This window comes from Streptomyces sp. NBC_01429, from assembly GCF_036231945.1.
Lineage (GTDB): Bacteria > Actinomycetota > Actinomycetes > Streptomycetales > Streptomycetaceae > Streptomyces.
In genome coordinates, this window is sequence record NZ_CP109599.1 from 6,658,325 (window position 1) to 6,670,457 (window position 12,133).

General features: G+C 72.3%; 11 protein-coding genes. 9 read left to right on the top strand and 2 right to left on the bottom strand.

Annotation, left to right across the window (positions count from 1 at the left end):
- Positions 1 to 33 precede the first annotated feature (33 nt).
- Positions 34 to 537 (top strand): GNAT family N-acetyltransferase, encoded by a 504-nt coding sequence (locus OG627_RS29390; protein WP_329070200.1) that lies wholly within the window; start codon positions 34 to 36, stop codon positions 535 to 537.
- Positions 538 to 689: 152 nt separating this feature from the next.
- Here the strand turns inward: OG627_RS29390 and OG627_RS29395 are convergent, their stop codons facing one another.
- On the bottom strand, positions 690 to 1,130 hold the full coding sequence (locus OG627_RS29395) for a hypothetical protein (RefSeq protein WP_329070201.1): 441 nt from the start codon (positions 1,128 to 1,130) through the stop codon (positions 690 to 692).
- A complete protein-coding gene (locus OG627_RS29400) occupies positions 1,111 to 1,470 on the bottom strand; it encodes a hypothetical protein (RefSeq protein ID WP_329070203.1) in 360 nt (119 codons plus the stop codon). Before OG627_RS29400 ends, OG627_RS29395 begins: the two co-directional genes overlap by 20 nt.
- Before the next feature lie 124 nt (positions 1,471 to 1,594).
- Here OG627_RS29400 and OG627_RS29405 point away from each other — a divergent pair, with 124 nt between their 5' ends.
- The 8 genes from OG627_RS29405 to cobT all read left to right on the top strand — a co-directional run bounded on the left by OG627_RS29405 (position 1,595) and on the right by cobT (position 12,111).
- A complete protein-coding gene (locus OG627_RS29405) occupies positions 1,595 to 2,242 on the top strand; it encodes an HAD family hydrolase (RefSeq protein ID WP_329070205.1) in 648 nt (215 codons plus the stop codon).
- 448 nt (positions 2,243 to 2,690) lie between these two features.
- A complete protein-coding gene (locus OG627_RS29410) occupies positions 2,691 to 3,734 on the top strand; it encodes a methionine ABC transporter ATP-binding protein (RefSeq protein ID WP_329070207.1) in 1,044 nt (347 codons plus the stop codon).
- Positions 3,731 to 4,468 (top strand): methionine ABC transporter permease, encoded by a 738-nt coding sequence (locus tag OG627_RS29415; protein WP_329070209.1) that lies wholly within the window; start codon positions 3,731 to 3,733, stop codon positions 4,466 to 4,468. The genes OG627_RS29410 and OG627_RS29415 overlap by 4 nt, the downstream gene beginning before the upstream one ends.
- A 93-nt stretch (positions 4,469 to 4,561) precedes the next feature.
- Complete coding sequence (locus tag OG627_RS29420) at positions 4,562 to 5,389, top strand: MetQ/NlpA family ABC transporter substrate-binding protein (protein WP_329070211.1); 828 nt, start codon at positions 4,562 to 4,564, stop codon at positions 5,387 to 5,389.
- Positions 5,390 to 5,417: 28 nt separating this feature from the next.
- Positions 5,418 to 6,245, top strand: coding sequence for a MetQ/NlpA family ABC transporter substrate-binding protein (locus OG627_RS29425; RefSeq protein WP_329070213.1), 828 nt, complete (start codon positions 5,418 to 5,420; stop codon positions 6,243 to 6,245).
- 147 nt (positions 6,246 to 6,392) lie between these two features.
- Positions 6,393 to 7,031, top strand: coding sequence for a GNAT family N-acetyltransferase (locus tag OG627_RS29430; protein ID WP_329070215.1), 639 nt, complete (start codon positions 6,393 to 6,395; stop codon positions 7,029 to 7,031).
- A gap of 116 nt (positions 7,032 to 7,147) precedes the next feature.
- Positions 7,148 to 8,368, top strand: a complete 1,221-nt coding sequence (gene cbiE / locus OG627_RS29435; RefSeq protein ID WP_329070217.1) for a precorrin-6y C5,15-methyltransferase (decarboxylating) subunit CbiE — start codon at positions 7,148 to 7,150, stop codon at positions 8,366 to 8,368.
- A 281-nt stretch (positions 8,369 to 8,649) separates the two neighbouring features.
- Complete coding sequence (gene cobT / locus OG627_RS29440) at positions 8,650 to 12,111, top strand: nicotinate-nucleotide--dimethylbenzimidazole phosphoribosyltransferase (protein WP_329070218.1); 3,462 nt, start codon at positions 8,650 to 8,652, stop codon at positions 12,109 to 12,111.
- Positions 12,112 to 12,133 lie beyond the last annotated feature (22 nt).

The window sequence follows — 12,133 nt, forward strand, 5'->3', positions numbered from 1 at the left end:
GTGGGCGGACAAGTGAGCGGGAGGCATGCACACATGGGCATGAGCGTGACCATCTCAGCGGCGAGTGCGCAGGACGCGGAACAGATCCTGAAACTTCAGTACCTGTGCTATCAGAACGAGGCGGAGCTGTACGGCGACTACACCATCGAGCCGCTCACCCAGACCCTCGACGACCTGCGGGCCGAACTCGACCGAGGCCACGGCCTGGTGGCACGTCTGGGCGACGAGGTGGTGGCCTCGGTGCGCGGCAGTGTCGACGCGACGGGCACCGCCCGCATCGCCAAACTGATCGTCCATCCGAGGCTGCGCCGGCACGGTCTCGGCGGACGGCTCCTGGACGCCATCGAGACGCACTTCGCGGCCGAGCCGGCCGCCCGGCGCTTCCAGCTGTTCACCGGCCATCGCGGCGAGGGCAGTCTGCGGCTCTACCGCAGCCGGGGCTACGCGCCCGTCGCGACCCAGGAGGCCGGGCCGAGAGTGCGGCTCGTCACCCTGGAAAAGCCGGCCGGCGCCGGGGCGTACGTGGCCAGCGCCTGACGTGAGGGCGGAATCCCCGGCGGTGCGCGAAGGACGGGGAAGGGGATTCCGCCGCTCGAGCCACCCGGACCACCACCCGGACGACCTGGACCACCCGGACCATCACCCGGACGACCTGGACCATCACCCGGGCCCCCGGACCTGCCGGGCTCTCACCGCCGCGTCGCGCGCCCGCGCAGCCACAGGATGCCGGTGACGGGCAGCAGCACCGGGATGAAGAGATAGCCCATGCCGTAGTCCGACCAGACCGTCGCGTCGGGGAACGCCGAGGGCGCCACCAGCGTCCAGGTGCCGACGATCAGCACCCCCGCGAGTTCGGCGGCGCAGCACGCCAGCGCGACCTTGCGCGCCGTCTCCCCGCCCCGTACGAGCGTGTACGTGATGAACGCGTAGACGAGGGCCGCCACCCCGGAGAGCGTGTAGGCCAGCGGCGCGCGGTCGAACTCGGTGGCGATCTGGTACGCGGACCGGGAGACCGCGCCGACCGACATCACCCCGTACAGCCAGAGCAGCAGCAGGCCGGGCCCCTTGACCAGCCGGGTCCCGGACCCGGACACCTCGGTCGTCATGTCGTCAGCCTTTCCAGATGTCATGGAGCCGCACTTCCAGCACCGCCAGCACGACCGCTCCCGCCGCCACCGTCACCGAGCCCCAGCGGGTCCGCTCGGAGAGCGAGAGGAACCCGGCGGCCGGCACCGCGAAGAGCGCGCCGATCAGATACGAGACGAAGATCACCGAGCCGTCGTGCGCCTGCTCGCCGCGGGCCAGCCGCACGATCCCGACCACCAGCTGGGCCAGTGCCAGTACCGACACCACGGCCATGCCGATGAAGTGCCAGTCCTTGGTGGGCTGGTCGCGGTAGGCGGCGTGAGCGCACCAGGCGGCGAGAGCGAGCGCGGCCACGGAGAGGGTGACCGTCAGGGCGACAAGCATGGCCCTGAGCGTATTACGGGGTAAGGGGCGCGAAGCGCGCACCCCCGCGCCTTCCCGCGCACCCGCACTCCGGCGCCGGGAGCCCGGAGCCGCGCGCCGGGAGCCGCCACGTAGGGTCGGTCCAATGACGATCCACGCCGAAGCCCTGCTGTTCGACAACGACGGAACCCTCGTCTCCTCCCTGGCCTCGGTGACCCGCTGCTGGACCCGATGGGCGCGGGAGTACGGCGTCACGGCCGAGGAGTTCGCACGGGTCGGGCTGCACGGCCGCCCCGCCGCCGAGATAGCCGCCGATCTGCTGCCCGCCGACCGGGTCGCCGAAGCGGTGGCCCGTATCGAGCAGCTGGAGGTCGACGACGTCGACGGGGGAGTCGTGCTGCTCCCCGGCACCGCCGAGCTGCTCGCCGCCCTGCCCGCCGAGCGCTGGGCCGTGGTCACCTCAGCGACCCGGCGGCTGGCCGAGGCGCGGCTCGCCGCGGTGGGCCTGCGGCCCAAGACGATGATCGCCGCGGACGACATCAGCCGGGGCAAGCCCGATCCGGAGCCCTATCTGCTCGGGGCCGCGCGGCTCGGCGTGGACCCGGCGCGCTGCGTGGTCTTCGAGGACGCCCCGGCGGGTCTCGCGTCCGCCCGCGCCGCCGGGATGAGGACCGTGGCCTTGGCCACAACGCATGACCGTGCCGAGCTGGAGGCGGACCTCGTCGTACCCGACCTCTCGGCCCTGTCGGTGCAGGTCACCGCGGGGGGCGTGGAGATCCGTACCATCGGCTGAGCACGGCCGTACCGACCGGGTGCCCGGACCGGGCTGTCCATATGCTGCGACGGATCGTCCCGCCATGCGGACAGTCTCGGTTGAGCGGCCCTCCTGTCTGTTTTACTTACCGCATGACCACGACGAGCTACCGCGCCCCCGCGACCGAGGCGATCACCACGCCCGGTGCTCGTTGTCTGTGTCGAATGTGCGCCATCTGAGGGCCCCTGCCTGAGCCTCGCGCCCCGAAGCGAGACCCGACAGACCGCGCGGCCACGCCGGTTCCGTACGCCATGAGGACCTGGTCATCGGCCAGGGAGCCCGACGGCGCCCGGACCGGCCCGCCCCCGCGCACACGCTGGTTCACCGGTCCACCCACCGCGACAGCAGCGTGCCGCGTGGCCACGACGAATGCCCGTGCCCGGCGTACCCCTTCGCCGCGCACTCGACAGTGACGGATACCCCCCTTGTGATCACTACTACGGGCCTGACGAAGGTTTACCGGTCCGCCCAGTCGCGCGGCCGCGAGGTCACCGCCCTCGACGGTGTCGACCTCCATGTCCGCGAGGGCGAGGTCTTCGGCGTCGTGGGACAGAGCGGCGCCGGGAAATCCTCCCTCATCCGCTGCGTCAACCTCCTCGAACGCCCCACCTCCGGCACCGTGACCGTGGCCGGTCAGGACCTCACCGCCCTCGCGGGCCGGGGCCGCCGGGCGGGCAGGGAGCTGCGCCGGGCGCGCAGCTCGATCGGCATGGTCTTCCAGCACTTCAACCTGCTGTCCTCCCGCACGGTCCAGGACAACGTCGAACTCCCGCTGGAGATCCTCGGCCTCAGCGGCCAGGACCGCTCCCGCCGCGCCCTCGAACTGCTGGAGCTGGTCGGCCTCGCCGACAAGGCCAAGGCGTACCCCGCCCAGCTCTCCGGCGGCCAGAAGCAGCGCGTCGGCATCGCCCGCGCGCTGGCCGGCAACCCGAAGGTGCTGCTCTCCGACGAGGCGACCAGCGCGCTCGACCCCGAGACCACCCGCTCCATCCTCCAGCTGCTGCGCGACCTCAACCAGCAGCTCGGACTGACGGTGCTGCTCATCACGCACGAGATGGAGGTCGTCAAGACGATCTGCGACTCGGCGGCGCTCATGGAGCAGGGCCGCATCGTCGAGTCGGGCACGGTCGCCGAAATCCTCGCCACCCCCGGCTCCGCGCTGGCCGCGGCGCTCTTCCCGGTCAGCGGCGACGCCTCCGGCGACGACCGCACCGTCATCGACGTGACGTTCCACGGCGACGCCGCGACCCAGCCCGTCGTCTCGCAGCTCGCCCGCGTCCACCACATCGACATCTCGATTCTCGGCGCCGCGATGGACACCGTCGGCGGCAAGCAGGTCGGCCGGATGCGCATCGAGCTGCCCGGCCGTTACGAGGACAACGTCGTGCCGATCGGATTCCTGCGCGAGCGGGGTCTGCAGATCGATGTCCCGGGCCAGGGGCCCGAACCGGTGAAGGACGGTGCCAAGTGACCTGGTCCGAGATGCAGCCCCTGCTCACGCAGGCGTGTTGGGACACGCTCTACATGGTCGGCTGGTCCACGCTCATCGCGATCGTCGGCGGTCTGCCGCTCGGTATCCTGCTCGTCCTCACCGACCGCGGCGGACTGCTCCAGAACACCGTGGCGAGCAGGGTCATCGGGCAGATCGTGAACGTCGCCCGCTCGATGCCGTTCATCATCCTGATGGTCGCGCTGATGGGCTTCACCCGGGTGATCACCGGGACGACGATCGGCCGCGAGGCCGCCATCGTCCCCCTCGCCGTCGGAGCCATCCCCTTCTTCGCGCGCCTCGTCGAGACGGCTGTGCACGAAGTGGACGGCGGGCTCGTCGAAGCCGTGCAGTCGATGGGCGGCAGTACCTGGACCATCGTCCGCAAGGTCCTCGTGCCGGAATCGCTGCCCTCGCTGATCTCCTCGGCGACCACCACAATCGTCGCCCTCATCGGCTACTCGGCGATGGCGGGCACGGTCGGCGCGGGCGGGCTCGGCGATATCGCCATCCGCTACGGCTACCAGCGCTTCGAGACCGGAATGATGTGGATCACCGTGGCGATCCTCGCCGTGGTCATCTCCGTCATCCAGTTCGCCGGAGACTTCGCCGCGAGCCGGCTGCGCCGGCGCGGCGGCCACTCCGGGGCGGCGCCGAGGATCCGGCTGCCCAAGGCCAAGGAGCCCGCGACGGCGGACGCCGGCAAGACCGCCTGACCAACACCCGGCCCACCACCCCCTCAACGACGGCGCATCGCGCCGGACCCTGCCGGTCGCGGGGTCGACCCACCTTCAGGAAAGGCACTTTTCGTGCGTAACGTCGCCAAGGTCACCACAGCCGTCCTCGCCGCCGGAGCCCTCACCCTCGGCCTCTCCGCCTGCGGCTCGGACAAGGACTCCGCCTCCGACACCAGCGGCCCGCTCATCGTCGCCGCGAGCCCCACCCCGCACGCCGAGATCCTCAACTTCGTCAAGAAGAACCTGGCGAAGAAGGCGGGGCTCGACCTGGAGGTCAAGGAGTTCACCGACTACGTCACGCCGAACACGGCGACCGAGGACGGGTCCGTGGGCGCCAACTACTTCCAGAACCAGCCGTACCTCGACGACTTCAACAAGAAGAACGGCACCCACATCGTGCCCGTCGTCACGGTGCACCTGGAGCCGCTCGGCCTCTACTCCCACAAGATCAAGAAGGTCGACGACCTCAAGAGCGGCGCCACGATCGCCGTCCCGAACGACACGGTCAACGAGGCACGGGCGCTCAAGCTCCTCGCCGCCGACGGGCTCATCACCCTCAAGGACGGCGCGGGCAACGACGCGACCATCAAGGACATCGCGAAGAACCCGAAGAGCCTGAAGTTCAAGGAGCTGGAGGCGGCCCAGACCCCGCGCTCCCTGGGCGACGTGGACGCCGCGGTGATCAACGGCAACTACGCCATCTCCTCCGACCTCAAGCCCGCCAAGGACGCCCTCGTCCTGGAGTCCGCCAAGGACAACCCGTACGGCAACTTCCTCGCCGTCAAGAAGGGCGGCGAGGACGACCCGCGCGTCAAGAAGCTCGCGAAGCTCCTCACCTCGCCCGAGGTCAAGAAGTTCATCGAGGACAAGTACGACGGCTCCGTCATCGCGTCCTTCTGATCCCGCCGACTCCGCAGGAAGGCCCACGATGCGCAAGCACGTCATCCCGGCGGCAGCCGCCGCGTTGGCCCTCGGCCTCGGCCTGACCGCGTGCGGTTCGGGCTCGGACAGCGGCGGCGGTGACACCGACACCCTGGTCGTCGGCGCCACCGCCGTGCCGGCGGGCGAGGTCCTGTCGTACATCAAGCAGGACCTCGCCGAGAAGGCGGGCCTCAAGCTGGAGATCAAGGAGTTCACGGACTACGTCCTCCCGAACACCGCGCTCCAGGAGGGCTCGCTCGACGCGAACCTCTACCAGAACAAGCCCTTCCTCGACGAGTTCAACGCGTCCAAGAGCACCGACCTGGTCCCGGTGGTCCAGGCGTACCTGCCGCCCATGGGCGTCTACTCGAAGAAGATCAAGGACATCGCCGAGCTCGCAGACGGGGCCACCGTCGCCGTGCCCAACGAGACCACCAATGAGGGGCGGGCCCTCAAACTCCTCGCCGCCAAGGGGCTCATCACCCTCAAGGAGGGCACGGGAACGACCGCGTCCCCCTCGGACATCACGGCCAACCCGAAGCACCTGAAGTTCAAGGAGCTGGAGCCCGCCCAACTGCCCCGCTCCCTGGACGACGTGGACGCCGCGGTCATCAACAACAACTACGCCCAGGACGCGGGACTCAGCCCCGCCAAGGACGCCATCCTCCTGGAGTCCGTGGAGAACAACCCCTACGCGAACATCCTGGCCGTCAAGAAGGGCGGCGAGGACGACCCGCGCGTCAAGAAGCTCGCGAAGCTCCTCACCTCGCCCGAGGTCGGCGCGTTCATCAAGGACAAGTACAAGGGCTCGGTCCTGCCGGTCACTTCAGGCTGACCGTCCCTGCCGCCGTACGGGGTCCGCACCAGCACCCGGTGCGGACCCCGTGGTGCGACTGAGCGCCCCATGCTGCCATGCTGGGCAGTTCAGCAGGCCCGAAGCTTTCCCGCGGGCCCGAAGGTTCCCGAGGCTACGGAGCGGCGCATGGCCAGCACCTTCCCCAACATCTCCATCAGCACGGAGCGGTTGGTGCTGCGCCCCTTCGAACCGGCGGACATCCCGGCGCACATCGAGATGATGAACGACGAGATGGTCACCGCCTGGACCTCGGTGCCGCACCCCTACACCCGCCAGGACGCCGAGAACTGGGTCGGCACCATCGCCTCCGCCGAACGGCTCAGGGGACACGGAATCGCCTTCGCCGTCACCGAGTTCCTCACCCAGCGGCTGGTCGGCGTCGTCCGGCTGCGCCGCACCAACTGGCACGCGCTCGCCACCGAGGCGGCCTACGTCACCGCCCCCTGGGCCCGCGGCGAGGGATACGCCACCGAATCGGCCCTCGCGGTCGCCCAATGGCTCTTCCGCGACCAGAAGTTCGAGCGCATCGAAGTACGCACCCCCGCCGGCAACACCGCCTCCCAGCAGGTCGCCCAGAAGATCGGCTGCATCAGCGAGGGCGTTCTGCGCAACGCCTGGATAGCGCGCATCCAGACCGAGGACGGCGGCTGGACCGACATCCGCACCGACCTCATCGTCTGGAGCCTGCTGCCCGAGGACCTCGAAGGCGTCGCCGAACAGATGGCGGACGCCGGTGGCTACGCGTCCTTCACCGACTGGAACTGACGGCAGCCGCCCACAGCCGGTACCGGTACTCTCACCCTGCCCCGCCCACGCGCCCCGCCCCCTCACCCGCCGGTCACGCCCCGCACCACCACGACAACTCCAGGAGACTGACGACGATGGCCGACCGCGTCACGGTGATCGGCTGGGACGGCTCGCCCCTGACCGCCGCCGCCAGGTCCGCCCTCGCGGCGGCGACCCTGGTGGCCGGAACCGCGCACCATCTGGCTCTCCCCGAGGTGCCCGCCGACGCCGAACGCATCCGGCTCGGCTCCATCGACCTGGCCGCCCGCAGGATCGCCGGACACCGCGGCAGCGCCGTGGTCCTCGCCGACGGCGATCCGGGCTTCTTCGGCGTCGTACGCACCCTGCGCGCGCCCGAGCACGGCCTGGAGGTCGAAGTCGTGCCCGCCGTCTCCGCCGTGGCGAGCGCCTTCGCCCGCGCCGGGATGGCCTGGGACGACGCCCAGATCGTCGTCGCCCACCGCCGTACGCTGCGCCGCGCCGTCAACGTCTGCCGGGCGCACACCAAGGTCGCCGTGCTCACCTCCCCGGGCGCCGGGCCCGCCGAACTCGCGCTGCTCCTCGAAGGAGTCCACCGCACCTTCGTCATCTGCGAGGAACTCGGCACCGACCGCGAACAGGTCACCGTCCTCACCTCCGACAAGGCCGCCGACCACGTCTGGCGAGACCCCAACGTCGTGATCGTCATCGGCGGGATCGGCACCGCCGTCTCCCCGCCCGGTGGCTGGATCGCCGGCCGCGACCCCGGCTACCCGCCGGCCGTGCGCGGCTGGGCGCTGCCCACCGAGGAGTACGGCATCGACCTCGACGAGGGCGAGTCGACCTGGCTGCGCGCGGCCCAGCTGGCCAGGATCGGCGCCAGGACCGGCGATCTCATCTGGGACATCGGCTCCGGCAGCGGCGCGCTCGCCACCGAGGCCGCCCGCTTCGGCGCCGCCGTGATCGCCGTGGACGACGAGCCGGGCGCCTGCGCCAGCACGGCCGCCGCCGCCCGTCGTGCCGGCGTCCAGCTCCAGGTGGTCCAGGGCCGGGCGCCGCACGTGCTGGAACGGCTGCCCGAGCCCGATGTCGTACGGATCGGCGGCGGTGGCATCGACGTGGTCATCGCCTGCGCCGACCGCAGGCCCGAGCGCATCGTCACCCACGCGGCGACGAGGGACGAGGCGGAGGCCGTCGGCAGGGCCCTCGCGGAGGGCGGCTACGCGGTGGAGTGCGCCCTGCTCCAGTCCGTCGACCTGGACACCGGAGCCTGGTCGGAACGTGAGCGCTCCGTCGTCTTCCTGGTCTCGGGACGGCGACCCGAGAACGCCCCCTGACCCCGTCGCCGGGCCGCGCGAGGTAGGCTGGCCGATCGTTGTACCGCAGCCGGGCGTTCGTCGCTTCGTTCGTCAATGTCCGGAAAAGGGGCCCGTTTTGGGTGCTGATGTGGTACGGCGGTAACCGGGGGGACGCGCGACGTGGCGCAGCCCACAGCAGGCCGTCGTGCGTGCCGCACGGCGCCCACGCTCGTTGTTAATGACGGACGCCGGAAGCGTCGCGGATCGGGCGCCCCGGTTGATGGGCCGAAGGAGCAGATTCACATGGGCGAGGGGTACGCATGACTGACACCGGCCAGGTCCCGGGCGAGGGACTGCCGGAGAACGCAGGCATGGTGGAGCAGCCGGGCACCCCGGCTCCCGGCGCGTACACCTACCTGGACTCCGTCGAGCCCGTACCCGAGGACGAGGGCATCCTCCTGATGCCGAGCGCGCAGGGCGGGTGGAACAACCCGCAGGTGATCCCCGCCGAGGCGCCGGCCTACGCCGTGCCCGCCGGATACGCGGTGCCGGAGGGCTACGCGCCGGTGCCCGAGGGCTACGCCGTCCCGGAGGGATACGCGCCGGTCCCGGAGGGCTACGCCGTCCCGGACGGTTACGCCCAGCCCGTGGCGGAGGCGTACGCGGCTCCCGAACAGCCCGGCGTCGAGCCCCAGGTGCCGCAGGCACCGCCCATAGAACAGCCGGCGCCGATGGCGGAGCCGGTCCCACCGGCCCAGGTGGAGATCCAGCCACAGGCGCCGGACGGGTACGAGGCGCCGCCCGAGGTCCCGTCGGAGGCAGTGGCCGAGCCGGTCGAGGCCGCCGCCGGACAGCAGCCGCAGGCACCCGCCGACCCGGAGCAGGCCCCGCACCAGCCGGGCGCCCACGAGGCCGGGGGCCGCGACACCGGCTCGGTGGACCTCAACGGCGTACGCATCCCGGCGCCCGCTCCCGCTGCCGCGCGCCCCCAGGCCACGGCACCGGCCGCAGCGCCCGCTCCGGCACGCAGGCCGCTGCACATGGGCCCCCAGGTACCCGACCCGACGGGCGGCGTGGTCCGCTCGCTGGCCGACCGGGGCCCGGCGGGCGCGCCCACCCAGGCGGTCCGTACGCAGCCCCAGGCGCAGCCGCAGGTCCAGGTCCAGCCGCAGGCTCAGCCCGTCGCGGAACCGGAGTCGGCGGACGTTCCGAGCGAGGACCCCGCCGCACTGCCGGGCCCGCAGCTCGGCGAGATCCCCGACATCCCGGCGCAGCCGGAGCCGGCGGCCGAGGTCCCCGTCGCACCCGAGGAGGCCGCGCCGGAACCGGAACCGGTACCCGAGGCGGTCGTGCCGGAGGCGGTCGCGCCCGAGGTGGTCGTGGCTGAGCCGGAGGCCGTGCCCGAGGCGGTGGCGCCCCCGGAGACCCCAGCAGACGCGGTCGCCCCGACGCCGGAGGAGGCCCCGGAGCCACAGCGGGCGGCCGAACCGGAGGCAGCGGCGGAACCGGTGGCCGAGGCGCCCGTAGCTCCCGAGGAGGCCCCGCCGGTGGAGGCGACCGCCCCTGAGCCCGCGCCGGAGCCCGAGGCCGAGGTTCAGGCCGAGCCGGCCGCCCCCGAACCCGCCGTAGCCGAAGAACTCCCGCACCCCGAGGCGGAGGCCGCACCCGAGGCTGTCCCCGCACCCGCACCCGCACCCGCACCCGCACCCGCACCCGAGCCCGAGGCGGTGCCGGAGCCCGAGCCCGAGGCGGTGCCGGAGCCCGAGCCCGAGGCGGTGCCGGAGCCCGAGCCCGAGGCCGCACCCGAGCCGACGCCGGTGGCCGCCGAGGCCCCCGCCGCCGACGAGCCGGTCGCCGTGGCGCAGGCCCCGGTGGAGCCGCAGCCGGAGCCCGTCGCCGTACAGGACGCACCGGAACCGGAACCCGAACCGGAAGCCGAGCCCGCGCCCGTGGCGGCGGCGGTGGAGGTCGCCCCCGAGCCCGAGCAGCCCGAGGAGGCGGTGGCGCCCGAGCAGTCCGCTCCCGAGCCCGAGGCCCCTTCGGAGGGCACGGCCGCCGCGTCCGGGTACGACGACGCCGAGCGCGACGCCGTACTCCGCGTGATGCGCGAGCGCCGGGACATCCGTAACGGCTTCCGCTCCGACCCGATCCCGCACGAGGTGCTGCTGCGTGTCCTGGAGGCCGCGCACACCGCACCCAGCGTGGGTCACTCGCAGCCCTGGGACTTCGTCGTCATCCGCTCCGCCGAGACCCGGCGGGCCATGCACGAACTGGCCCAGCGGCAGCGCGACGCGTACGCCACCTCGCTGCCCAAGGGCCGGGCCAAGCAGTTCAAGGAACTGAAGATCGAGGCCATCCTCGACACCCCGGTCAACATCGTCGTCACGGCCGACCCGACGCGCGGCGGCCGGCACACCCTCGGCCGGCACACCCAGCCGCAGATGGCGCCGTACTCCTCCGCGCTCGCCGTCGAGAACCTCTGGCTCGCCGCCCGCGCCGAGGGGCTCGGCGTCGGCTGGGTCAGCTTCTTCGACGAGCGCGAGATGGTCCGCTCGCTGGGGCTGCCCGATCACCTCGAAGTCGTGGCGTACCTGTGCGTCGGATACGTCGACGAGTTCCCCGAGGAGCCCGAGCTGATGCAGGCGGGCTGGTCCAAGCGCCGCCCGCTGTCCTGGGTCGTCCACGAGGAGACGTACGGCCGCCGGGCCCTGCCGGGCGAGGAGCCGCACGACCTGCTCCAGGAGACCGTCGCCGGAATCCGCCCGCTGGACGCCAAGGCGCTGGGCGAGGCGTGGGAACGTCAGAAGCGCATGACGAAACCCGCCGGTGCGCTCGGCATGCTGGAGATCATCTCCGCCCAGCTCAGCGGCTTGTCGCGGATGTGCCCGCCGCCCATCCCCGAGCCCGCCGCCGTCGCGATCTTCGCGGGTGACCACGGCGTGCACGCCCAGGGCGTCACCCCGTGGCCGCGCGAGGTCACCGGCCAGATGGTCGCGAACATCCTGGGCGGCGGCGCGGTGTGCAACGCGTTCGCGAACCAGGTGGGCGCCGAGGTCTGCGTCGTGGACGTGGGCGTCGCGAGCGACCTCCCGGCCACCCCCGGCCTGCTGCCCCGCAAGGTCCGCGCCGGTACCGCCGACTTCACGACGGGCCCCGCCATGACCCGCGAGGAGGTCCTCGCGGCGATCGAGGTCGGCATCGAGACGGCCCGCGACCTGGTGGCCGCGGGCAACAAGGCCCTGCTCACCGGCGAGATGGGCATCGCCAACACCACCGTGTCGGCCGCGCTGATCTCCGTCTACACGGGCCAGGACCCGGCGGAGATCACCGGGCGGGGCACGGGCATCAACGACGAGATGCACGCCCGCAAGGTCGACGTCGTACGCCGCGCCCTCGACTTCCACCGGCCGGACCCCGCCGACCCCATCGGCGTGCTCGCGGCGATCGGCGGCCTGGAACACGCCGCGCTGGTGGGCTTCCTGCTGGGCGGCGCGTCCATGCGCACGCCGGTCCTCCTGGACGGCGTGAGCGCGGGCGCGGCCGCGCTGGTCGCCCGAGCGGTCGCCCCCGAGGCCCTCGCGGCCTGCATCGCGGGCCACCGCAGCGCCGAACCCGGCCATGTCGCGGCGCTCAACAAGCTCGGCCTGCGCCCGCTGGTCGACCTCGACCTGCGCCTGGGCGAGGGCACGGGGGCGCTCCTGGCACTCCCGGTGATCCAGAGCGCGGCACGCGCGATGCACGAGGTCGCGACGTTCGACTCGGCGGGGGTAACGGAAAAGTAGCGGGGCCGTCTTGCGGCGGCGG